Origin of the sequence: Nocardioides sp. (assembly GCF_036405735.1) — a bacterium.
Taxonomy (GTDB): Bacteria; Actinomycetota; Actinomycetes; order Propionibacteriales; family Nocardioidaceae; genus Nocardioides.
Genome location: NZ_DASWXC010000070.1, coordinates 1 through 22,684, shown reverse-complemented (window position 1 = coordinate 22,684; position 22,684 = coordinate 1). Strand labels below are relative to the sequence as shown.

The 22,684-nt window shown below is 72.8% G+C and carries 23 protein-coding genes; 7 read left to right on the top strand and 16 right to left on the bottom strand.

Annotated features, from left to right (window positions below; all coding sequences use genetic code 11):
• Positions 1 to 80 precede the first annotated feature (80 nt).
• The 5 genes from VGE38_RS11530 to VGE38_RS11510 form a co-directional block, all read right to left on the bottom strand.
• Positions 81 to 3,035: a UPF0182 family membrane protein gene (locus VGE38_RS11530; RefSeq protein ID WP_331142689.1), complete on the bottom strand. Its 2,955-nt coding sequence runs from the start codon at positions 3,033 to 3,035 to the stop codon at positions 81 to 83.
• Complete coding sequence (locus tag VGE38_RS11525) at positions 3,032 to 3,646, bottom strand: PPA1309 family protein (RefSeq protein ID WP_331142688.1); 615 nt, start codon at positions 3,644 to 3,646, stop codon at positions 3,032 to 3,034. Before VGE38_RS11525 ends, VGE38_RS11530 begins: the two co-directional genes overlap by 4 nt.
• Entirely contained in the window at positions 3,643 to 4,719 is a 1,077-nt protein-coding gene (locus tag VGE38_RS11520; protein ID WP_331142687.1) for a YlbL family protein, read from the bottom strand. The genes VGE38_RS11525 and VGE38_RS11520 overlap by 4 nt, the downstream gene beginning before the upstream one ends.
• A gap of 77 nt (positions 4,720 to 4,796) precedes the next feature.
• Positions 4,797 to 5,024: a hypothetical protein gene (locus VGE38_RS11515; protein WP_331142686.1), complete on the bottom strand. Its 228-nt coding sequence runs from the start codon at positions 5,022 to 5,024 to the stop codon at positions 4,797 to 4,799.
• Between the two features lie 36 nt (positions 5,025 to 5,060).
• Positions 5,061 to 5,489, bottom strand: a complete 429-nt coding sequence (locus tag VGE38_RS11510) for a molybdenum cofactor biosynthesis protein MoaE (RefSeq protein WP_331142685.1) — start codon at positions 5,487 to 5,489, stop codon at positions 5,061 to 5,063.
• Between the two features lie 37 nt (positions 5,490 to 5,526).
• Between VGE38_RS11510 and VGE38_RS11505 the strand changes: the two genes are divergently transcribed.
• On the top strand, positions 5,527 to 6,888 hold the full coding sequence (locus tag VGE38_RS11505) for a zinc-dependent metalloprotease (RefSeq protein WP_331142684.1): 1,362 nt from the start codon (positions 5,527 to 5,529) through the stop codon (positions 6,886 to 6,888).
• A complete protein-coding gene (locus VGE38_RS11500) occupies positions 6,885 to 7,508 on the top strand; it encodes an NUDIX hydrolase (RefSeq protein ID WP_331142683.1) in 624 nt (207 codons plus the stop codon). The genes VGE38_RS11505 and VGE38_RS11500 overlap by 4 nt, the downstream gene beginning before the upstream one ends.
• Here VGE38_RS11500 and VGE38_RS11495 read toward each other — a convergent pair.
• Positions 7,433 to 8,032 carry a M48 metallopeptidase family protein gene (locus tag VGE38_RS11495; protein ID WP_331142682.1) on the bottom strand — a complete coding sequence of 200 codons (600 nt, stop codon included), beginning with the start codon at positions 8,030 to 8,032 and terminating at the stop codon, positions 7,433 to 7,435. The two genes, VGE38_RS11500 and VGE38_RS11495, sit on opposite strands and share 76 nt — an antisense overlap.
• Before the next feature lie 10 nt (positions 8,033 to 8,042).
• Complete coding sequence (locus VGE38_RS11490; protein ID WP_331142681.1) at positions 8,043 to 9,092, bottom strand: PHP domain-containing protein; 1,050 nt, start codon at positions 9,090 to 9,092, stop codon at positions 8,043 to 8,045.
• 565 nt (positions 9,093 to 9,657) lie between these two features.
• On the opposite strand from VGE38_RS11490, the gene VGE38_RS11485 reads away from it, so the two are divergent.
• Positions 9,658 to 9,816 carry a DUF5679 domain-containing protein gene (locus tag VGE38_RS11485; RefSeq protein ID WP_331142680.1) on the top strand — a complete coding sequence of 53 codons (159 nt, stop codon included), beginning with the start codon at positions 9,658 to 9,660 and terminating at the stop codon, positions 9,814 to 9,816.
• Between the two features lie 124 nt (positions 9,817 to 9,940).
• On the top strand, positions 9,941 to 10,810 hold the full coding sequence (locus VGE38_RS11480) for a hypothetical protein (RefSeq protein WP_331142679.1): 870 nt from the start codon (positions 9,941 to 9,943) through the stop codon (positions 10,808 to 10,810).
• Between the two features lie 30 nt (positions 10,811 to 10,840).
• Here VGE38_RS11480 and VGE38_RS11475 read toward each other — a convergent pair whose 3' ends face one another.
• The 6 genes from VGE38_RS11475 to VGE38_RS11450 form a co-directional block, all read right to left on the bottom strand.
• Entirely contained in the window at positions 10,841 to 11,017 is a 177-nt protein-coding gene (locus tag VGE38_RS11475) for a hypothetical protein (RefSeq protein ID WP_331142678.1), read from the bottom strand.
• Positions 11,018 to 11,162: 145 nt separating this feature from the next.
• Complete coding sequence (locus VGE38_RS17585) at positions 11,163 to 11,480, bottom strand: putative WhiB-interacting protein (protein WP_524538549.1); 318 nt, start codon at positions 11,478 to 11,480, stop codon at positions 11,163 to 11,165.
• Positions 11,384 to 11,719, bottom strand: a complete 336-nt coding sequence (locus VGE38_RS11465) for a WhiB family transcriptional regulator (RefSeq protein ID WP_331142676.1) — start codon at positions 11,717 to 11,719, stop codon at positions 11,384 to 11,386. The genes VGE38_RS17585 and VGE38_RS11465 overlap by 97 nt, the downstream gene beginning before the upstream one ends.
• Before the next feature lie 145 nt (positions 11,720 to 11,864).
• Positions 11,865 to 12,119, bottom strand: a complete 255-nt coding sequence (locus tag VGE38_RS11460) for a hypothetical protein (protein WP_331142675.1) — start codon at positions 12,117 to 12,119, stop codon at positions 11,865 to 11,867.
• A gap of 167 nt (positions 12,120 to 12,286) precedes the next feature.
• A complete protein-coding gene (locus tag VGE38_RS11455; RefSeq protein WP_331142674.1) occupies positions 12,287 to 14,338 on the bottom strand; it encodes an ATP-dependent helicase in 2,052 nt (683 codons plus the stop codon).
• A 53-nt stretch (positions 14,339 to 14,391) separates the two neighbouring features.
• A complete protein-coding gene (locus tag VGE38_RS11450) occupies positions 14,392 to 15,516 on the bottom strand; it encodes an oxygenase MpaB family protein (RefSeq protein ID WP_331142673.1) in 1,125 nt (374 codons plus the stop codon).
• A gap of 78 nt (positions 15,517 to 15,594) precedes the next feature.
• Between VGE38_RS11450 and VGE38_RS11445 the strand changes: the two genes are divergently transcribed.
• Positions 15,595 to 16,236, top strand: a complete 642-nt coding sequence (locus VGE38_RS11445; protein WP_331142672.1) for a TetR/AcrR family transcriptional regulator — start codon at positions 15,595 to 15,597, stop codon at positions 16,234 to 16,236.
• A 99-nt stretch (positions 16,237 to 16,335) separates the two neighbouring features.
• Entirely contained in the window at positions 16,336 to 16,599 is a 264-nt protein-coding gene (locus VGE38_RS11440; protein ID WP_331142671.1) for a mycoredoxin, read from the top strand.
• Here VGE38_RS11440 and nudC read toward each other — a convergent pair whose 3' ends face one another.
• Positions 16,600 to 17,499 carry an NAD(+) diphosphatase gene (gene nudC, locus VGE38_RS11435; RefSeq protein WP_331142670.1) on the bottom strand — a complete coding sequence of 300 codons (900 nt, stop codon included), beginning with the start codon at positions 17,497 to 17,499 and terminating at the stop codon, positions 16,600 to 16,602.
• A 59-nt stretch (positions 17,500 to 17,558) separates the two neighbouring features.
• On the opposite strand from nudC, the gene VGE38_RS11430 reads away from it, so the two are divergent.
• Positions 17,559 to 18,668 carry an FAD-dependent oxidoreductase gene (locus tag VGE38_RS11430; RefSeq protein WP_331142669.1) on the top strand — a complete coding sequence of 370 codons (1,110 nt, stop codon included), beginning with the start codon at positions 17,559 to 17,561 and terminating at the stop codon, positions 18,666 to 18,668.
• Positions 18,669 to 18,734: 66 nt separating this feature from the next.
• On the opposite strand, the gene VGE38_RS11425 is transcribed toward VGE38_RS11430, so the two are convergent.
• Together VGE38_RS11425 and VGE38_RS11420 are read right to left on the bottom strand one after the other, a co-directional pair.
• The gene (locus VGE38_RS11425; RefSeq protein WP_331142668.1) at positions 18,735 to 21,956 is read right to left on the bottom strand and encodes an ATP-dependent helicase; all 3,222 of its coding nucleotides are present in this window, start codon (positions 21,954 to 21,956) and stop codon (positions 18,735 to 18,737) included.
• On the bottom strand, positions 21,953 to 22,684 hold a 732-nt coding region (locus VGE38_RS11420; RefSeq protein WP_331142667.1), incomplete at its 5' end, for a RecB family exonuclease. The genes VGE38_RS11420 and VGE38_RS11425, both read right to left, overlap by 4 nt.

Here is a 22,684-nt window from a genome sequence, read left to right as displayed (position 1 = left end):
CGGGTCGACCAGCGGAGAACGCGGGGCGACCACCGAAGAACGCGGCTCGGCGGCTCGACCACCGGAGGACGCGGCTCGGGCTACTGCTCCAGCTGACCGAGCGCCTCGGCGACCTTGTCGCGCGCCAGCTCCAGGAGCCGCTCACGCTCGGCGAAGTCGCCGGAGCGGCCGGCCGCGTCGGCCCTCTCGAAGAGCTGCTGCGCCTCGTTGAGCAGCTCCTGCGGAGTGCCGCCGCCCGAGGGCGCCGTGGGCGTGGGGCTCGGTGAGCCGGACGGGCTCGGCGACGGGGCGGCCGTCGGTGGCGTCGTGGGGGCGCCACCGGGCTCGGTGCCGCCCTCCAGCGCGCTCGCGACCGCCTCGCTCAGCGTCCGGCCGTAGCCGACGTTGCCGCCGTAGGAGACCAGCACGTAGGCCAGCACCGGGAACGACGAGCCGCTGACCTGTTGGGCGTAGACCGGCTCGATGTACATCAGCCCATGCGACGTGGTCGGCACCGTCAGCAGGTTGCCGTAGGAGAGCGCGCCGTTGGTGCCGCGGAAGGCGAGCAGCGCGTTGGCGATCTCGGAGTTGTTCTTGAACTCGCTGACCACCTGGCCGGGGCCCTGGGTCTGCTCGTCCTGGCGCTCCAGCACCCGGATCTTGCCGTAGTTCTCCGTGGTCGGGTCGGAGTTGACCGTCATCACCGCCGCGAGGTTGTTGCGCCGGTTCGGCACGAAGGTCGAGGTGATCGCCCACACCTCCCGGCTCTGCGCCGCGGCGTCGTCGGAGACCGGCTCGTCGACGAACATCCGGTACGGCGGCAGCAGATGTCCCGCGGTGGAGTTCGGGTCCTCCGGGACCTTCCACCACTCCGAGCCGGGCATGAACTCGTCGACGTCGGTGACGTGGTACTTCGCCAGCTGGTAGCGCTGCACCTTGAACATGTCCTCGGGGTAGCGCAGGTGGCCCATCAGCGACTCGGGGATCTCCGACCGGGGCTCGACGGTGCCGGGGAACGCCTTGCGCCACGCCTGCAGGATCGGGTCGGTCTCGTCCCAGGCGTAGAGCGTCACGGTGCCGTCGTACGCGTCGACGGTCGCCTTCACCGCGTTGCGCATGTAGTTGATCTCGTCGGTCGGCAGCGTCCGCAGGGCGGTGTCCTGCTGCAGCGCGTCGTCGGTCATCGTCTCGAACGACTCCCGCTCCGATCCGGGGTAGCGGTCGGTGGTGGTGTAGCCGTCGACCACCCACTTGATCCGTCCGTCGACGACGACGGGGTACGGGTCGTCGTCGAGCGTCAGCCAGGGGGCGACCTTCTCGATCCGCTCCTTGGGATGACGGTTGTAGATGACCTCGGAGTTCTCGTTGACGCGCTCGGCGAGCAGGAAGTTCGTCGAGCCGAACTTGATGGCGTAGAGCAGCCGGCGCCACGTCGAGCCGATCGCGACACCGCCCTGGCCGTCGTACTCCGTGGTGGGCTCGTCCTCCTCGCCGTCCTCGGCTCCGCGCCGGTCCAGGTCGAGCTCGACCGGGGCAGCGCCGTCGGGCCGGCCGACGACGGAGTACGACGGGCTCTTCTCGCCGAAGTAGACCCGCTCCTCGAAGTCACCGGGGCCGTGCTGGACCAGGTCGTTCTGGGTGGTCTGGATGCCCTGCGCCCACTGGATCTCGGGGCTCTCCCGGGCGTCGTCGAGGCCGCGATGGTTGGCGTAGGCCGCGATCACGCCGCTGCCGTGGGTGTAGACGGTGTGCAGGTTGTTCCAGGTCTGGTCGCTCTGCTCGATGCCGCTGACGTCGAGCTCGCGCACGCCCATGACCAGCGCGCGCTCCTTGCCCTGGATGTCGTAGTGGTCCACGTCGAGGACGTCGGCGACGGTGTAGTAGCCGCGCGCCTGCTGGCTCTCCTCGAAGAGCCGGTGCACCTTCTCCGGGTCGACCAGCGGCGCGGAGGCCGCCTCGGCGTCGAGCGCGGCGGCCTGGGACGCGGTGGCGCTAGCGGGGACGGTGTAGTTCTCGACCGTGACGTGCTCGTCGTCGATGGCATAGGCCTCGCGGGTCGAGTCGATGTTCTTCGCCAGGTAGGGCTTCTCCTTGTCCGGCGACGGCTTGACCTGGAAGCCCTGCACGATCGCCGGCCAGATCAGACCCAGCAGCACCGCGGAGATGACCAGCAGCGCCAAGCCGACCGAGGGCAGCAGCCAGGTACGGCGCCAGATGTTGACCAGGAACAGCACGGCACAGATCACCGCGATGCCGGCCAGGATCGCCTTCGCGGGCAGGACGGCGTGCTCGTCGGTGTAGCCCAGGCCGGTCATCAGCGGCGACTCGCTGTGGACCAGGTCGAACCGGTCCAGCCAGTAGTCGGCCGCCTTGGCCAGCACGAAGACCCCGAGCAGCACCGACAGGTGCACCTGCGCGGCGCCCGACAGCTTGTCGCGCGAGGCCTGCAGGCGGATCCCGCCGAAGAGGTAGTGGACGACCGTGGCGGCCAGCAGCGCCACCACGGCGGCGGCCATCACGAAGTTGACGAGGTAGTGGAACCACGGCAGGTCGAAGACGTAGAAGCCGATGTCGCGCCCGAAGTAGGGGTCCTCGCGGCCGAAGTCACCGCCGTTGCGCCACAGCAGGAAGCTGCGCCAGTGGCCGGTGGCCGACGTACCGGCGAAGATGCCGGCGATGACCGAGACGCCGACCAGCAGCCACACCCGGATGGGCGTGACCGCGTCGCGGTAGCGCTCCAGCGCGGCCTCGGCGGAGGTGGCGTGGAACATCGGCCGGGACCGGTAGGCGACCAGCATCGAGACCGCGACGACCACGCCCATGACGGCGCCGAAGCCGAGGAAGAGCGCCGTGCGGATCCAGAAGAGCTTGGTGAACACGCCGCCGAAGCCGAGGTCGGCGTACCAGAGCCGGTCGGTCCACAGCGTCGCGAACGTCGTCAGCAGGAAGAACGCCAGCACCAGGATGACGCCGGTCGCGATCAGCGCCCGGGCGCGCCCGCTCGAGCCACGCGGCGGGGGCACCGCGCGCGGGTCGTCCTCGAACAGCTCGCTCACTCTGTCTCCTCCTCGGTCTGCTCCGCGGTCTCCTCCTGGAGCTCCAACGTCGCACGCAGCAGGTCCAGCAGCGCCGGCACCACGTCGGCGCCACCCACCACGGAGGCGGCGTCGTCGTGCGCGCGCAGCCGAAGGGCACAGTACGTCGCCCCGGCGCGCGTCGCGCCGGCGACGATGCGCACCTCCTGGCGGTCGGGGTGCTGCCGGGCGAACGCGGCGGCGGCCGCGGGGTCGTCCGGGATCGCCGCGTCGGCGTCGGGCGGCAGGACCAGCCGTTCGACGACGGCCGCGCAGCCGGCCACGTCGGCCGGCCAGGCGATGGCCTGCAGCTGCTCCTCGAGCTCGCCGGCCAGCGGCTCCTGCTCGACCGGGGTGAGGGTGCCGGCCGCGGTGGCGGCGTCCAGACCCATCAGGTCGGCCAGCGCGGGCTCGGCGGCGAGCAGCTCGGCGGTGTCCACCAGGGCGTAGAGCCGCGCCGGCTGGTCCCAGCCTGCCTCGGCGGCGTGCGCCTCGAGCTCCAGCACGGCGGTCGCCAGCGCCGGGTCGATGTCGCCCAGCTGCCCCACCTCGCCGAGGTCGACCTCGGGCATCTCGTGCGGCTCCTCGGTCATGACGCGTCCCTCTCGCAGCTCGGCAGTGCGGCCTCGGGGTCCTCGGTCCAGGTGTCGAGGGCCTCGACGGCGCTGTGCATGGTGGTCACCCGCACCAGTCGCAGGTCGTCGCTGTGCGCGGCACCCAGGGCGTCGGCGCAGTTGGCGGCCGGCACCAGGAAGAGCGTGGCGCCGTCGCGCGCGGCTCCGGCGATCTTCTGCTGGATGCCGCCGATCGGCCCCACGGCGCCGTCCGGGCCCAGCTCACCGGTGCCGGCGATCGGCCGGCCACCGGTCAGCGACCCCGGCGTCAGCAGGTCGTAGATGGCCAGCGAGAACATCAGCCCCGCGCTCGGCCCACCGATGTCGGGGTCGACGTTGATCGTGACGTCGACCGGGAAGTCGTAGTCCTGGGCCACCGTCGCGCCGATCCGCGGCGTCCCCTCGGTGCGCACCGGCGTGAGGCTCACGGTGCGCTCCTTGCCGTCGCGGCGGATGCCCAGCTCGACCGACCCGCCCTCGGGGGTGGCCCGGATCCGCTCGACGGCGGCGGCGGTGTCGGTCACCCTCTCGCCGGCCACGGTCAGGACGAGGTCGCCCTCCTCGAGCACGCCGTCGGCGGGCAGACCCTCCTCGACACCGGCGATGCGCACGACGGCCGGGACGGTCTGCCCCATCTCCTCGAGCGCGACGGCGGTGGCGACGTCCTGCGAGGAGGCCATCTGGACCGCGCCCTGCTCACGGTTCGCCTCGTTCGTGGTGCCGCGCTCGTAGACCGCGTCCCAGGGGTAGACCGCGTCCTCGCCGCTGGCCCACGCCCCGAGCAGCTCGGGCAGCGTGACGTCGGCGTCGGGCCGGGTGACCGAGACCGTGGTCATGCGCAGCTCGCCGCCGTCGTCGTACGCCGGCCGGCCGCTCACCTCGACGACCGGCTCCTCACCGATGGTGCCGAGCACGTCGACGGTCAGACCGGGCCGGTAGACGACGTAGGGCAGCGGGACCACCCAGGCGGCCACGAGCAGCGCCAGCACCAGTGGCGCGGCGATCATGCCGGCCAGGGCGCGCTGCGAGGGGCGCGAGGGGGCGCTCGTCATGGCGCAACCTTCTCATCAGCCATCAAGCCGCCGACCCAGGACCGTCCCACGCGGACGGCGGCCGGCCGATCCACCGCTCAACGACGCCGAGACGGGCGCACCGCGATCCCGGTGGAGCGGTCCCGCTCGGGGCGGGGTGCGGCGTACCGCACGGGTCGGCGATCGCGCTGCAGCGCCTCGCCCATCCGGCGTACGGCGGCCTCCCGGTCGACCGTGCCGCGACCCTCCCGACCCAGCCAGCCCACCCACAGCATCGCGACGACCGTCACGACGGCGGCGGGCGCGAGCCACAGCAGGATCTCCACGCCACCCAGGCTAGGCGCGCCGGTCCGCGGACCCCGTCACGGCGCGCCGACCCACTCCTCGGTGCCGTCGGCGAACCGCTGGTGCTTCCAGATCGGCACCTCGGCCTTGAGGGTGTCGATGAGCGCGCGGGACGCGGTGAACGCCTCACCGCGGTGACCCGACGCGGCGGCCACCACGACCGCGACGTCGCCGATCCCGAGGTCGCCGACCCGGTGGACGGCGGCGACCGCGTTGACCCCGAACTCCTCGGCGACCCGGGCGCAGACGTCCTCCAGCCGCTGCAGGGCCGAGGGATGGGCGTCGTAGGTCAGCCCGGTCACCCCCTTGCCGCCGTCGTGGTCGCGCACGCGGCCGACGAAGAGGGTGAGGCCGCCCGAGGAGTCGTCGTCGAGCGCCTTGACCACCTCGTCGATGTCGAGCGGGGTGTCACGGATCGCTGCGAGCCGCACCGCGGAGTGAGTCACTCCGCCAGCCTAGGGCGTGGCGCGTACCGTTGGGGTCATGGCAGATCTCCCTGGCGGCTCCGGCGACAACCCGTTCAAGGGCACCCCGTTCGAGGCCCTCTTCAACGGCCTCAACCTGGGCGGCGGCATGGGCGGCACCATGGGCGGTGGCGTGGGCGGCGGCATGCCGGACCTGTCGGCCCTGTTCTCCCAGATGCAGTCGCTGATGCAGCCCTACGACGGCCCGCTCAACTGGGACGTCGCCCTCGACGTGGCCCGCAAGACCGTGGCGGCGGCCGGTCCCGACCCGTCGGTGACGCAGCGACAGAAGGACGCGGTCGCGGACGCCGTACGTCTCGCCGACCACTGGATCGACGGGACCACCTCCTTCCCCTCCGGCGTCGTGACCGCGGACGCGTGGAGCCGCGCCGAGTGGCTGGTGCAGACCGTCGAGACGTGGAAGGTGCTGGTGGGGCCGGTCGCCAACACCTCCGTCGGCACGCTGAGCAGCCAGTTCCCCGAGGAGATGCGAGCGATCGCCGGCCCGATGGTCGGCTTCCTCGGGAAGGCGCTGGGCGCGCTGCTGGCCAACCAGACCGGCACCGGCCTCGGCACGCTGGCCGGCGAGGTGCTGAGCGGCTCCGACATCGGCGTCCCGCTGGCCGCCCCCGGTCGCGCCGCGCTGCTGCCCACCAACGTCGCGGCGTTCGCCGCGGGACTGCCCGACGTGACCGAGGACGACGTGCTGCTCTATCTCGCGCTGCGCGAGGCCGCCCACCAGCGGCTGTTCGCCGGCGTGCCGTGGCTGCGCGACCACGTCATCGGCGCCGTGACCGACTACGCCCGCGGCGTGGAGCTCGACCTCGGTGGCATGCAGCAGCGCATCGAGGAGCAGATGCGCGGCATCGACCCCGGCGACCCCGCCTCGCTGCAGCGCCTCTTCGAGGAGGGTGGCCTGTTCGAGGTCGAGCCCTCCCCCACCCAGAAGGCGGCGCTGGAGCGGCTCGAGGTCGTGCTCGCGCTGGTCGAGGGCTGGGTCGACGAGATCGTGTCCGAGGCCACCAGGGAGCGGATGCCGGCCGCCACGAAGCTGCAGGAGGCGTTCCGACGCCGGCGCGCCACCGGCGGTCCGGCCGAGCAGACCTTTGCCACCCTGGTCGGCCTGGAGCTGCGGCCGCGCCGGCTCCGCGACGCCGCCACGCTGTGGGGCTCGCTGCGGGCCCGGCAGGGCGCGGAGGCGCGGGACGGTGTCTGGATGTCGCCGGCGCTGCTGCCCACCGCCGCCGACCTGGACGACCCGCTCGGCTTCCGGGAGGGCGCCGAGGCGCCCGAGGCGCTCGACGAGGACACGTTCGACGCCGAGCTGCGCAAGCTGCTGTCGGGTGAGGACGGGTCCGCCACCGACGAGCCGCGGGAGTGACGCTCCACTCCGACGCGCTCGCCGTCCTCACGGCGTGGCGCGCGCCGACGCCCGCGCAGGACGCGCTGCGGGAGCGGTACGTCGCGCACCTGGCCGACCACGCCGACGGCGTGTTCCGGTCGTGCCGGCCCGACCATCTCACCGCGTCGACGCTCGTGATGAGCGCCGACGGGTCCCAGGTGCTGCTCACGCTGCACGCGAAGGCGAACCGCTGGTTCCAGTTCGGCGGCCACCTGGAGCCCTCCGACGGCTCCCTGCTCGCCGCCGCGACCCGGGAGGCGACCGAGGAGTCGGGACTGGCCGGGCTCGCGCTCGACCAGGTGCCCGTGCAGCTCTCCGAGCACGCGGTGCCGTTCTGCGGCGGCGTCGACGACGGGCTGCTCGTGCACCACCTCGACGTGCGGTTCCTCGCGGTCGCTCCGCCGGCCGCCGTACATCTGGTGAGCGAGGAGTCCCTCGACGTCCGCTGGTGGCCCGCCGACGCGCTCCCCGACCCGGACGCCGACCTCCTCGAGCTCGTCGCGCTGGCCCGCGAGCGGCTGGCTCAGTCGACCTCGGCGTCCGGCAGCTCGCCGGGCGGCGGCTCGAGCTTGGCAGCGGCCGACCAGCCCAGCAGGTAGCCCTTGGCCCGCTCGGCCTGCGGGTAGCGGTCCACCCAGCTCCAGAACCGGTCGTTGTGGTTCGGCTCGAACAGGTGCGCCAGCTCGTGCACCAGCACGTAGTCGACCACCCACGACGGCATGCCCTGCAGCCGGGCAGAGAGCCGGATCGAGCGGTCACCGGGCGTGCACGACCCCCAACGGGAGTTCTGGTTGTCGACCCACCGCACCGACTCGGGGATCGCCATGCCGCCGAAGTAGCGGTCACTGAGGCCGAGCGCCCGCTTGAGCAGCTCGTCGTCGGTGGGCTTGCGGCGTCGCTCGGCCTTCTCGAGCCGGAGGATCATCGCCTCGACCCACTCCGCCTCCTCGCGGCGGCTCATCGTGGCCGGGATGAGGACGATGATGCGCTCGCCGTCGCGATAGGCGGACACGGTACGCCGGCGCCGCTTGCTGCGCCGCACCTCGACCTCGGGTCGCGGGCTCGTGACGGACGCGCTCGCCGCGTCACCGCTCTGCCCGCGCGTCGCCCCCGCTCCCGCCATGGCCTGGACCCTACCCGTGCGACCAGGCCAGCAGCCGGTCCTTCGGCCAGGTGTTGACGATCCGGTCCGGGTCGATGCCGGCCGCCTCGGCCCGCTCGCAGCCGTAGATCTGGAAGTCGAGCTGGCCGGGCGCGTGCGCGTCGGAGTCGATGGAGAACAGGCAGCCGATGTCGCGGGCCAGCTCCAGCAGCTTCGTGGGCGGGTCGCGCCGCTCGGGCCGGGAGTTGATCTCGACGGCGACGCCCTCCTCCGCGCAGGCCTCGAAGACCGCCTTCGCGTCGAACTGGCTGCCCACGCGGGTGCCGCGGCTGCCCGTCACCAGCCGGCCCGTGCAGTGCCCGAGCACGTTGGTGAACGGGTGGCGCACGGCCGCGATCATCCGCCGGGTCATGGCCGCCTTCTCCATGGCGAGCTTGGAGTGCACGCTGGCGACCCGTACGTCGAGCCGCGCCAGCATCTCGCTGGTCTGGTCCAGCGACCCGTCGTCGAGGATGTCGACCTCGATGCCCTTGAGCAGCGTGAACGGACCGCCGAGGTGCTCGTTGAGCGCGTCGATGACCCCCAGCTGCTTGGCGAGCCGCTCGGCGCTCAGCCCCCGCGCGACCTTCAGGCGCGGCGAGTGGTCGGTCAGCACGAGGTACTCGTGGCCCAGCTCCATCGCGGTGAACGTCATCTCCTCGATCGGCGACCCGCCGTCGGACCAGTCCGAGTGGGAGTGCAGGTCGCCGCGCAGCGCCTGTCGCAGCTCGCTGCCGCCGGTCGTCAGCTCGCCGCCGTACTGCTCCTCGAGGCGGGCCAGCCGGTCGGGGATCTCGCCGGCCGCCGCCTGCTCGATGACCGCGGCCGTGCTGGCACCGATGCCCGGCAGCGTCGTCAGCGTGCCGGCCGCCACAGCGGTCTGGACCTCCTCGTCGCTCATCGGCAGCAGGGCCGCGGCCGCGGCGCGGAATGCCTTGACCTTGTAGCTGTCCTCGCGACCGCGCTCGAGCAGGAAGGCGATCCGGCGCAGTGCGGCGACCGGTCCGGCGGCGTACGGCTGTCGCTGGGGTTGCTGGGTCACCCGGCCAGCATCCCAGCCGCCGCCAGCCGCGGATCCTCCCCGGCGTGTCGCCGTCCGGAGGGCGAGAAATTTTCCTCCACACCCGGTGGAACCACGTTCCCGCAGGTCACGGCCGCGTACGTCGGCAGGAGCGATCCCATCTCCACACCGGTTCTCCCAGGCGCAGCCCGGTTCCTCCACTGGCTTGCGCGCTTCTTCACAACCTCGTCCACAGGTCTCTCCACAGGCTGAGGATCAGGCCCGTTGACCCGGCTCCGGCCGCCCTCCTAGGTTTCTGCGCAGACGAGACCCCCGGCGCCGCCGGACGTCCTTGGCAAGGGGAAGGCGAAGGACGATCCAGGCACCGGGGGTCTCCTCATGTCCCCCTGATGGCTGCAGCGGGCTCCCGCGGCCCCGCCAGCGCGACACGCCGAAGATCACGCGTGCGGGGGTACGCGTGGCTTCACGCCTGCTGTGCCGTAAGGTCGAGGCGGCCCACGCGGCAAGACCGCCGCATGGGTGACCGGCGGGCTTCCCCAAAGTTCCCCGTCGACGACCAACGTGAGACAAAGGCAAGGAGGCCGTCATGGCGGAGACCTGGAGCGGTGAGTTCTACTGCGTGAAGTGCAAGGAGAAGCGCGAGGCCACGGGCGAGATCAAGGTCAACGACAAGGGCACCAAGATGGCCAAGGCCGTCTGCCCGGTCTGCGGGACCAACCTCAACCGCATCCTCGGCAAGGCCTGATCACTCAGGAGCAGCGCCGAACGAAGACTGTCGACCCCCGGGCCCGCGTGGCCCGGGGGTCGAGTCGTCTCTGCCCTGTGGATGGGGCCCGGCCCGGTGCGGGCGGCCGTGTGACGCTGCGGTCATGGCCGCCTCCGACTCGTCCCCGCCCGTCCAGCAGCCCGTCCAGCGACCCGTTCTGCGTCCCGGCTGGCAGGCTGTCCGGCGCGACGACGCCCACCTGCAGGTCGGCCTCGACGAGCCGCTGTGCACCGTCGTGCCCGACACCGCGGAGGTACGCCGGCTGCTGGCGGTGCTCGCCGACCCGGCGCTCCCCTGGCAGCCGCCGGCGGACCTGCCGTCGCGTCGCGCCTTGGACCGGCTCGACAGCGCCGGGCTCCTCGTGCCCCGGCCCGCGAGCGCGCTCGAGACCCGCCTGGCCGCCCGACACGGTCAGGACGCCCGGGAGCGACTCTCCCGCCGTGCGCGGTCCCTGCTGCGGCTGGACGGACCGTCAGCGCTGACGGAGCCCTTCGAGGCCCTGCTGCGCGAGTCCGGCCTCGCCGCGGTCTCGGGTCAGGCGAGCGATGAGCCGACGCTGACGATGCTGCTCTCCGCCGGGCCGGCACCCCGGCCCCGGGCCGACGAGCTGCTGCGCCACGGACGACCGCACCTGGTGGTGGCCGGCTCGCCGACGGGCTGGACGGTCGGACCGCTGGTCGTCCCAGGCCTGACGGCGTGCCTGCGCTGTGTCGACGCGACGCTCGCCGAGCGCGACCCGCGGCGGGGAGTCGTGCTGGCCCAGCAGCCGCCGGTCTCGCCGGCGCTGCTGGATCCCGTGGCACGCATCGCGGCGCTGGCGCTGGCCGCCCAACAGACGGTGGCCTTCGTCGACGGCGACGCGCCGGCGGTCTGGTCGGCCACGCTCAGCCTGCGTGCGGGCGTCCCGGAGCTCGTGTCCTGGCGGCGGCACCCGCACTGCGGCTGCGCCTGGGACGCCGTCGCTGCCCAGTGACCGGCGTATGACCGGAGCAGCGCCGCGGCGTCACCACCACTCGGAGTCGAGCTTGCCCTCCATCGCGCGCAGGTGCTCACGGGAGCAGGCGGCGCAAAAGGTCTTGCGAACGCCGTGCTCGACCGCGGTGGTCCAGGTCAGCGCGCGAGCCGGGTCGGTCTCCTGCCGGCCGCAGAAGTCGCAGGTGACGGGATCGTCCGATGCCACGCTCCGATGGTAGGCACAGCGCCGACATGCGGAACGGCCCGCCCGGGACTCCCCGGTGAGGGGAGCCCGGACGGGCCGTTCTTCACACCCGCGATCAGGGTGAGGAGGTGGGGTGGGCAGCGACGACTGCCGGCCCCACGTCTGGTCACAGGGCGCGGGCGAGAGCCAGACGCGCCTGCTGCGCCGCCTCCTCGGCCTTGCGGCTGAGTCGGCGGGCCCGGGCCAGCTGGTGGCCCTTCCGCAACTGGTGCGCCTCTCCCAGGCGCGCGGCCATCTGCGCGCGCGCCAGGTCCTCGTTCATGAGGTTCATCTCGGTACTCCTGGTGGTCTCGGTCGTGTGGAACATGGGTCTGGTTGCTCGTGGGGTCAGGCGGCGGGCTGGTTCTTCCGCGGGCGGCCGCGCGGACGCTTGCGGGGGATCACTGCTCCCTGCAGGAACAGCTCGCCTCCCCAGACGCCCCACGGCTCGCGCCGGGCGAGTGCGCCGTCCAGGCACAGGGACTGCACGGGGCAGCCCTGGCACAGCGCCTTGGCGTACTCCACGTCGCTCGGCGACTCGGCGAACCACAGCTCCGGGTTGTTCGCCCGGCACGGCAGCAGCTCGTCGTCGACCTTGCTGGCCGTGTCGTGGAGATCTCCCAGACCCGACACCAGCCCAGCGTCGAGCGCCTGGTCGGCGCGCTCGAGGACACTGGTGGTCATCCTTCACCTCCTCATTCGTTTCCTGATCGCGTTGTGTTCGATGGTGCGGTGATGCGCTTGGGATCCGCCTGCGGCCGGCTTGGGAAACAAAAAGGCCGCGGATCCCGGGTTCGGGTTCCGCGGCCTGGAGGCTGCCGATGTCTGCTTAGACAGTCGGTGGACTCCAGGGGTTGGTTCCCTGTCCCTCTCGGGTGGTGCCGTTGGCGGCGTCGATGCCGGCCTGGAAAGCCACCTCACCCTGGGTAAGGACGAGCTTCCGGGCACGGTCGGACGTCGGGACGACGAGCGTCGCCAGCGGCCAGGCACAAGCAGCCTTCGGCGCAACGAAGGCGTGGTGGCCCGTGGGCATGCCGACGTACGACGGGCGTGCTGCCGTCATCGGAATCAGGTTCGTGTTCATCACTGGGGCCACCTCCTTCGGTGAGTCGTGCGCTGGAGTTGTCGGGTCCATGGTGCGCGGGGGCTTTTTACTTGCTAGAGGAACCTATCGGTGGTTGCCGGTAAGGAGCAAACCATTTAATGACTATTTCTCGATGATTTTCTGCCAGCGGCTCCGCGGGCGGTCGCTCAGGTGCTTTCAGCGAGCACCGCAAGCACGTCGGCGCCGTAGTCGTCGAGCTTGGCGCGCCCCACGCCGTGGACCTTCAGCAGCTCCGGCAGGGAGCCGGGCCGTCGCTCGGCGATGGCCTCCAGCGTGGCGTCGGAGAAGATCACGAACGCCGGGACGCCAGCCGTCGCGGCCCGCTCCCGTCGCCAGGTGCGCAGTCGCTCGAAGAGCGCCTCGTCGTACGGCGCCGGGCAGTCCTCGTGCCGGCCCCGGGTCTTCTCGGTGCTGGTGCCGAGCGGTCGGCCACAGCCCTTGCACATCCGGGCACCGCGGTTGCGGGTCGTGCGTCGCTCGGCGGCGGCGCGCGCGTCCTCGGGGAGCAGCGGGTCCAGGAACCGCGACGGCTTGCGGCTGGCCCGCTGTCCGGGCTGCCGCGCCAGCGCCCAGCTGAGGTGGAGGTCGATGCGGGCCCGGGTGACGCCGACGTAGAGCAGCCGGCGCTCCTCCTCGATCGCGGCCGGTGACTCCAGGGAGTAGGAGAACGGCATCGTGCCGTCCTGCAGGCCGCACAGGAAGACCGAGTCCCACTCCAGGCCCTTGGCGGCGTGGAAGGTGGCCAGGGTGACGCCGTCGGCGACCGGCGCGTGCTGCTCGGCGGCGCGGCGGTCGAGGTCGTCGACGAAGCCGCTCAACGTGCCGGCCTCTCCCCCGCTCTCGGCGAAGCCGTTGGCCAGGTCGATCAGGGCCTGCCAGGACTCCCACCGGTCGCGGGTCTGCCCGCGGCCCTCCGGCGGTCGGGAGGTCCAGCCCATGCCGGCCAGGATGCCGTGCACGGTCTCCAACAGGTCCTCGCCCTGCCCTGAGCGGGCCGCGCCCCGCAGCCGGGTGACCGCCTCGCGGACCTCGGGGCGGTCGAAGAAGCGAGCGGCGCCGCGGACGACGTACGGAAGGCCGGCCGCGCCGAGCGCCTCCTCGAACGTCTCCGACTGGGCGTTGATGCGGAACAGGACCGCGATCTCGGAGTACGGCCGGCCCGACGCGTGGAGCGCGGCGATGCGGGCGGCGACCGCCTCGGCCTCGGCCACCTCGTCGGGGTGCGGGCTGAACCGCACCTCCGGGCCGGCCTCGCGCTGCGCCCGCAACTCGACGCTGCGGCTCTCCGTGCCGCTCAGCAGAGCGTTGGCGGCGGTCACCACCTGGGGCGTCGAGCGGTAGTTGCGCACCAGCTCGACCGACGCCGTGCCGGGGAACTTCTGCGGGAAGTCGCGGAGGTAGGCCGCGTCGGCACCCGCGAAGGAGTAGATCGTCTGGGCAGGGTCGCCGACCACGCAGATCTCGTCGCGGCCGCCGAGCCACAGGTCGAGCAGCGCGGACTGCAGCGGCGAGACGTCTTGGAACTCGTCGACGACGAACCACTTGTACTGCCGACGCACCTGGGCGGCGACCCGCTCGTCCTCGGCCAGCAGTCCGGCGGTCAGCAGCAGGACGTCCTCCATGTCCATCCGGCCCTGGCCGCGCTTGACCTCCTCGTAGCTGCCGAAGACGCGGGCGACGGTCTCGACGTCGAGGGAGCCGACCTGGCGGCCACGCGCCTGCGCGACCTTGGCGTAGACGTCGGGGTGGACGTTGCTGACCTTCGCCCACTCGACCTCGGAGGCGAGGTCGCGCAGCAGTGCCTGGTCGGCCGAGAGCCGGTGTCGCCGGGCAGCGCTGGCGAGCAGTCCGAGCTTGGACTCGACGAGCGTCGGCAGCTCGGTGCCGTGGACGTGGGGCCAGAAGTAGCGCAGCTGTCGCAGCGCCGCCGAGTGGAAGGTGCGCGCTTGCACGGCCCCGGCGCCCATCGCCCGCAGCCGCTGTCGCATCTCGCCGGCGGCCCGGGTGGTGAAGGTGACCGCCAGGATCTCCGTCGGGGCGTAGACGCCGGTGGCCACGCCGTAGGCGATGCGGTGGGTGATCGCGCGGGTCTTGCCGGTGCCCGCACCGGCGAGCACCCGCACCGGGCCGCGCAGCGCCTCCGCGACCCGGCGTTGCTCGGGGTCGAGGGCGGCGAGAAGCGAGGAGGGATCCGGCACGCCGTCACCCTAGACGGCGGCTCCGACAGCCGACCGCCCCGGCACCGAGACGGTCAGAGGCCGACGTACGCCGGGTTGTGGACGTCCATGGAGCCGATGAACTGCTGCGACTCGGTGAGTCCCTCGTCGCTCGGCGACCGGCCCTCGGCGAACACCCGCCTGCGCTGCTTGGCCCGCATCTCCGGGTGCGCCTCGGACGGCACGTCGAGGCCGAGTCGCGCCTGCGCCTCGCGCGGCGTCGTGGTGACCGGGTTCAGCGGCTCGACGCCGAGCATCGCCGGCGCGGCGACCGGAACCGCCTGCGGCGCGAGCAGGTTCATCAGGGCCAGCCGCGCCTGCATGTTGCTGGCCAGCAGCAGGTGGAGCGCCCGGACCGGGACCTTCACGGCGAGGTCGGTGAGCGGGCCCTGGTGCAGCCCCGCGAGGGCGCGCAGGTGCTGCGGGTAGGTCGAGATGATCGCCTTGCGCATCAGCCAGGTGGCCGGCAGGAAGGCCAGCTTGCGCAGCTCCGGCATGTCGGCGGGCAGCGCGACCTGGAGCGGCAGGATGAAGTTGATCATGTCCTGCGCGGCCTCCGAGCCGGCCAGCCGCGGGCGCCACTCCTCGAAGTAGGCGTGCACCTCCGCGCGGGTGCGCGGCACCTTCGCCACGTCGGCGGTCGTGAGCTCGGCCGCGCGAGCGCACTCCGCCCAGTACCGGTCCTCCTCCTCCGGCGTCAGCTTGCCGGGCCCGAACTCCTCGTAGCACTTCAGGATCGAGTGCCAGGCCGTGATGTGGATCCACAGCTGGGAGTCCGGCTTGTTGGCGTCGTACTCGCCCCCGGTGACCGGGTCGTGACCGATCGCCTTGGAGTGCACCTTCACCAGCACGTCGGCGGCGCGCGCGGTCTCCTCCGAGGCACCGAATGCGACCATGCCGAAGTAGCGCAGCGTGCGGCCGTACCGGGTGCTGGGGCGGTACTTCACGCCGCCGGACTGGACCACGGCGGCAGCGAGGTTGGGGTCGAAGTGCTCGATGGTGACCGCGCGGGCGAAGCCCAGGATGTAGGAGGTGGGGTGGCTCCACACCTTCCAGGTGACCGAGTCGGGCCCGAAGAACCCGTAGTCGGCGGCCGGCTCGAACTGCGCCGCCAGCTCCTTGCGCGACTTGATCCCCAGCATTCCCAGCGGCGTCGACATCCCCAGCATCCTCTGCACCTCTCATTTCCTACACCTGTGTAGGTTCGGAAACCTACACCATTGTCATATTGTCGTCGCGTGAGCAGCGCGACGCCGGGACCCGTGAAGCGTCGGTACGCGCCGCGGCTGCCGCTCGAGGAGCGCCGCGAGCGCCTACTCGACGCCGCCCTCCACGTGATCGCACGCGACGGCTACGGGAAGGTCTCCATCGAGGCGATCGCCCGTGAAGCCGGCGTCAGCAGGCCGGTGGTCTACAGCGCGTACGCCGGCCTGGACGCGCTCCTCGACGCGCTGCTCGACCGCACGCAGCAGCGCGCGCTCGGCTCGGCGCTGGATCTCTTCCCCCGCGACGAGGTCGGCGCCGACGTCGCACCGTGGATCCTCGCGGCGATGACAGGCCTGCTGGAGGTCGTGCAGCGCGAGCCCGACGTGTGGCGCCCCGTCCTGGGACTGACCCGCGACGCACCTGCCGTGGTGCGGGAGCGGATCGAGTCGACCCGCATGCTCATCCGCGCCTACCTCGCCGACGCGATCCAGAGCGGCCTCGAGCACACCGGCCGTGACCTGGACGCCGAGATCCTGGCCCACCTGGTGATGACGACGACCGAGGAGTTCGCCCGGCTCGTCCTCGACGATCCGGTGACCTACCCGCCGCAGCGGCTGGTCACGACGCTCGAGGGGCTGCTCGGCGCACCTCCGGGGCCGAGCCCGACCGACTGAGCCACCTGCGGAATCCCCGCGGCCACCTGGTGGTTGAGGTGGTGGTTGAAGACGTGGACGTCCGCACCGAACGTCCCCGCCCAGCGCAGAGGAGATGTGATGACCAACGCCCGACTCACGATGTACACCACCCCCTGGTGCGGTTACTGCCAGCGCCTGAAGGGGCAGCTGGACCGCGAGGGCATCGGCTACGACATCGTGGACATCGAGCAGGTCCCCGAGGCCGCACGCATCGTCGAGGCGGTCAACAACGGCAACCAGACCGTGCCGACGCTGGTCTACGCCGACGGCTCCGCGCACACGAACCCGTCGGTGCTGCAGGTCAAGGCGAAGCTGGTCGAGCTCGAGGAGCTCGCAGGCTGATCACCACGAGCCGGGCAGCGGGCCGCCGTACCACCCCTCGATCAGGGACCGGCTGATCGAGACCCCGCCGGGCAGCACCAGCTCGCCCGCCTCGGCGCCCGCGCGCAGGTCCTCGCGGGTGAACCACCGCGCGTCCTCGATCTCGTCGACGTCGACGGTGATGTCGGTGGTCTCCGCGCGACCGGTGAAGCCCAGCATGAGGCTCGCCGGCAACGGCCACGGCTGGTTGCCGACGTAGGTCACCTCGCCGACCCGGACACCGGTCTCCTCCGCGACCTCGCGGCGTACGGCGTCCTCCAGCGACTCCCCCGGCTCGCAGAAGCCGGCCAGTGTCGAGAAGCGACCCGGCGGCCACACGGCCTGCCGACCCAGCAGGCAGCGCTCCTGGGCGCTGCCCGGCTCGCCGTCGGTGACGAGCATGATCACGGCCGGGTCCGTGCGGGGGAACTGCACGTGCCCCTCGGCGCAGGCCAGCTCGTGGCCGGACGCCCGCGGCACCAGCCGGCCGCCGCAGCGGGGGCAGAACCTCGTCGCGCGCAGCCACTCGGCGAGGCCGAGGGCGTGCAGCACGAGCGGCGCCTCGCGACCGGCCGACTCCGCCAGGCCGGTCAGCACACCGCGCAGCGGAAGCCACCCCTCCCCCGCGTGCTCGACGGGGACGACGACGGCGAACCACGTCCGCCCGTCCCGCTCGCCGAGCAGCAGCCGCAGGCCGTCGGGCGCCTCGCTCGGCGCGATCCAGCGGACGCCGCCGCCCTCGGTGGGCTGCACCAGGTTCCCGGCCACCACCAGGACGCGCGAGCCCCGGTCGCGCCAGCGCTCGGCGACCCAGGCGTCGTCGGTGCGCCGGGCGCCGGCCCGGTCGTGGGCGCCGTCGGAGAGCTGCTGGTGCACATGCACGTGACCAACCTAGGCATCGCGCCAGGCATACGCGCACCCGCCCGGGCGTTGGAACCGTCGTGACGAGCGAGGAGCCGGTGCTGGACAGCGTGGTGATCGGGGCCGGCCAGGCCGGGCTGTCGGCGTCCTACCACCTGCGGCGCCGTGGCATCGACCACGTCGTGCTCGACGCCGACGCCGCCCCGGGCGGGGCGTGGCAGCACCGCTGGGACTCCCTGACGATGCAGGACGTGCACGGCATCGCGGAGCTCCCCGACGCCGACCGGCTGCCGGTGTCCGGCGAGCGCGCCAACGTCGCGGTGCCGGCCTACTTCACCGACTACGAGCGCGCGCACGGGCTGCCGGTCCTCCGGCCGGTGCGCGTCGACCGGGTGGTCTCGGCCGGACCGACCCCCCTGGACGCCGCGGGTGCCGACCTGCTGCGCGTGCAGGCGGGCGACCGCTCCTGGCTCACCCGCACGCTGGTCAACGCGACGGGCACCTGGACCCGGCCCTACGTCCCGTCCTACCCCGGCATGGCCGAGTTCGCCGGCGAGCAGCTGCACACCCACGACTACCCCGGGGCCGAGCACTTCCGCGGCCGTCGCACCGTGGTGGTCGGCGGCGGCGCGTCGGCGGTGCAGCTGCTCGGTGAGATCGCCCTGGTGACCGACACCGTGTGGGTGACCCGTCGGCCGCCAGTGTGGCGCACCGACGACTTCACCCCGGAGGCCGGACGGGCGGCGGTCGCCCTGGTCGAGGAGCGGGTGCGTCGCGGCCTGCCGCCGGCGTCGGTCGTCTCGGTGACCGGCCTGGCCCTGCGGCCCCAGGAGCGCGCGGCGGAGGCGCTGGGTGCCTACGACCGGCTACCGATGTTCGACCGGATCGAGCCCGACGGGGTGCGGTGGGACGCCCGGGAGGGCGCACCGGGACGTTTCGAGCCGGCTCAGGCGATCGTGTGGGCGACCGGCTTCCGTCCCGCGGTCGCACACCTCGCTCCGCTGCGGCTGCGCGGCGCGTACGGCGGCATCCAGCTCGACCGTGACGGCACTACCGCGGTGGCCGATCCCCGGGTCCAGCTCGTCGGCTACGGGCCGTCGGCGTCCACGATCGGCGCCAACCGCGCCGGCCGGTTCGCCGCCCGCGGCGTGGCCGCCTGGCTCGAGCAGGCGGCCCGGGCCAGCGCCTGACCCGGGACAGCTGGCTCGGGCACCTGACCTCCTCAACGGCTCACCGGCGTGTCGCGGTTGGTGAGGTCAGGTGCCCGCGGCCAGGAGCGCTTCGAGGGCAGGCCGGTCCGGCAGGTCGGCCGGCTCGACGAGCTCGCCGGTGCGGACGTAGTAGAACGCCGCGCGCACCCGCTCGAGCGGCAGGCCGTGGAGCTCGGCCCAGGCCACCCGGTAGATCGCCAGCTGCAGCGCGTCCGCCGTCGCGGAGCGGTTGGTCTTCCAGTCGACCAGGAGGAACCCGTCGCCGTCATCGTGCCGCTGCTCGTAGACCGCGTCGATCCGGCCCCGCACCACCTGTCCGGCCAGCACCAGCACGAACGGCGCCTCGACCCGGTACGGCGCGCGGTCCGCGAACGGGCCCGCCTCGAAGGCCGCGATGATCTCCTGCAGCTCCGCCTCGTCGGCGATGCCGGCGTCGCCGCGGCCGGGCAGGTCGTCGGGGTCGAAGAGGTCCTGCTGCCCGAACCGCGCCTCCACCCAGGCGTGGAACCGGGTCCCGAACCGGGCAGCCGGCGACGGCTGTCGGGGCATGGGGCGCGCCAGCTCGCGGGCGAAGCCCTCCGGATCGTCGCGCAGTCGCGCCAGCGACGTCGCGGACAGACTGTCGGGCCGGCGTACGACGACCCGGTCGGCGCTCTCCTCGCGGGCCTCGGCCACGAGCCGGGCGATCTCGGCGTCCCACTCCGCCACGCGGGCGGCCTGGATCATGTCGAGGTCGTCCTCGCCGTCGGGGTCGACCTTGGCCACCAGCTCGGCGGCGACGAGCCGCCGCTGCGCCTCCAGGCCGGGACCGGTCGCGGGCCACGGGCACGAGGGGTCGACGGCGGCGTAGGGGTTCGGGCTGACCTTCGGGTCGGGCTTCTCGAGCCACTCGACGCTCTCGCCGCGCGCCTGGAGGTGGTCGCGCACGACCGCCTGGTAGGCGGAGGGGCCGAAGGGCGTCTTGCGCGGCGACCAGAGATAGCTCGTCACCGAGAGCCGGTCCTCGGCCCGGGTGAAGGCGACGTAGCCGAGCCGCAGCTCCTCCGCGGCCTCGTGCGCCTTGACCGCTGCGCGGTAGGCGTCGATCGCGGCCTTGTCGCTGCCCTCGAGGTGCGGCAGGTCGTGGGCGTCGCGGCGCAGACGCGAGGGCAGCACCGCCGGCGTCGTCAGCCAGGTCGGGCGGGTGCGGTTGGACGGGAACACCGTCTCGCCCACGCCGACCAGGAACACCTCGGCCCACTCCAGTCCCTTGGACCGGTGGACCGTGAGGAGCTTGACCGAGTCGGCCGCCGACGGCGTCGCGAGCTCCAGCCCGCTGCCCTCCTCCTCTTCGGCGGTGAGGTAGGCCAGCAGCGCCGCCATCGACACGTCCCCGTCGATCGCCTGAAAGTCGGCGACCGCCTTGACGAAGAGGTCGACGTTGTCGCGTCGTGTCGCCGCCGCAGCACCCACCGCCGAGGCGAGCTCCACGTCGGTGCCGATGGTGTCGATCACCCGGCGCACGACGTCGAGCAACGGCTCCCCGGCGTGCGAGCGGAGGTAGCGCAGCTCCCCGGCGAGCAGGGCGAAGCGCTCCCGCGCCTCGGGTGAGTAGGGCCAGTCGTCCGGGTCGCCGGGATCGGCGAGCGCGTCGTCGAGCGCCGGCAGCTCGGCCGGGTCGACGCCGTCGGCGATCGCCACCATCGCCTGGTCGACCGTGCCGGCCTCGCTGGTGCGCCGGCCGCCGGCCAGCTCCTGTGCGCGCGCGGCGAGCAGCTTCTGGTCGCGGGGACCGATCGCCCATCGTGGCCCGTTGAGCAGGGTGAGGAGCGCGGCGTTGGCCGTCACGTCGTGGAGCAGGTGGAGCACGGCCACGATCTCGGCGACCTCGGGCAGGCGCAGCAGTCCCGCCAGACCGACGATCTCGACCGGGACGTCGGCCGCCGTCAGCACGTCGAAGACCCGCTCGGCCGAGGAGTTGTCACGCGTCAGCACCGCGAGCCTCGACCACGCCGGCTCCGGGAGCGCGGCATGGGCCGCCTTCACCTCGTCCGCCAGCCAGGCGAGCTCGTCGTCCTGCCGCTCGAAGACCTGTGCGGTGACGCGTCCCTCGCCCTTGCGCGGATCGGGCACCAGCGGCCGCACACCCGGCGTGGCGTCGTACAGCGGCGCGGCGAGCTCGTTGGCGACCGCGAGGATCTCGCTGCCGGACCGGCGGTTGACGGTCAGGTGGAACAGGTCCACGGGGCCACCGTCTCGACGCGGGAACGTCTCGGCGAAGCCGAGGATGTTGGAGACCGACGCGCCGCGCCAGCCGTAGATCGCCTGGTTGGGATCACCGACCGCCATCACCGCGTGGCCGCCTCCGAACAGCCGCGACAGCATGATCGCCTGGGCCGTCGAGGTGTCCTGGTACTCGTCGAGCATCACGACCTTGAAGCGCTCCCGCTCCGCGGCGCCCACCTCCGGCTGCTCCGCCGCCAGCCGCGCGGCGAGCGCGATCTGGTCGGAGAAGTCCATCAGTCGCAGGTCGGCCTTGACCCGGCGGTAGGTCTCGACCAGCTGGAGCAGCTCCTCACGCCGGTCGATCGCCTCGATCGCCTTGACGACCGGCTCGAGCCAGGTCTTGCGGCCCTTGCCGGCGCGCTCCTCGGCCAGCGCGCGCTCGAAGCCGACGCGCGCCTCCGCGTCGTGGGCGCGCACCTCGTCGGGCTCGCGCAGGTGCTCGTTGAGCGAGCTGTCGAGAGCCAACAGCCACTGGATCACGGTGGGCGGGTGGTCGGAGAGCAGCATGACGGGACCGGTGTGGCGGTCGATCGCCCGGGCGCCGAGCTGGTAGCGCGCGGCGTCGGTGACCACGCGGGTGTCGGGCTCGTGGCCGATGCGCAGGCCGTGGTCGGAGAGCAGACCGGCGGCGTAGGCGTTGTAGGTGGCGACGGTCGGCTCGATGGCCTCACCGGTCCCCGAGCCTGTCGCAGGGTCCTCGGCCAGCGCGCCGGCGTTGGCTAGGGCCGTGCGGATCTTGGTCCGCAGCTGGGCGGTCGCCTTGGTGGTGAAGGTCAGGCCCAGCACCTCGTCGGGCCGGACCTGGCCGGTCAGGACGAGGTAGACGACGCGGGCCGCCATCAGGGTCGTCTTGCCGGAGCCGGCGCCGGCGATGACGACCACGGGCTCCAGCGGCGCCGTGATGGCGGCCCATTGCTCGGGCGAGGCGGCGTGCTTCTCCCCCATCGCCACCCGGAGGTCCTCGGCCGTGCGGATTTCGCGAGGGATCGCCGGGCCGGTCATGCGGTCACCGCCCCGGCGCCCTTGATCGGGCACAGGCTGAGGAAGTCGCAGCGCTTGCAGTGGTCCCCCGACACCGCCGGCAGGGACTCCGCCCGCAGCCGGCGGGCCGCGACGGCGAGCTGCTGGCGCAGCTCCGCGCGGACCGCGGTGTCGTCGGTGTGCGGCTCCTGCCGCTGCACCTTCACCGGAGCGGCGAGATCGGCGATGCCGAGCTGCACGAGCTCGCCGCCACCGGCGGTTGCTCCGGGTGCGACCTCGTCGAGACCGCCGTTGTCGACGGCCAGCTGGTAGACCGCCAGCTGGGCGTTGGACTCCACCGACCGGTCGCTGGGCGGCACCCGCCCGGTCTTCAGGTCCACGACGACCACCCGGCCCTCATGGTCGATCTCGAGTCGGTCGGCCCGACCGGTGAGCGTGACGGTCTCACCGTCGTCCAACGTGACGTCGGCGCGGAAGGCGACCTCGACGCCGAGCAGCCGGCGCGAGCTCGCGGCGTGCCAGGCCACGAACCGCTCGAGCGCGGCACGGATGCGGGCGTGCTCGCGCAGGCTCGCCCACTGCACCCGGAAGTTGAGCCGGTCCCAGACGGCGTCGACGTGCTGCATCAACACGTCGACGTCGGCCGGGAGATCGTCGGTGGCCACCCGCTGGGCGAGGGCGTGGACGATCTCACCGACGTTGGCGGCCTGGTGCGAGGCGGCGATGCCGCCCGCCTCCCGCGACAGGAA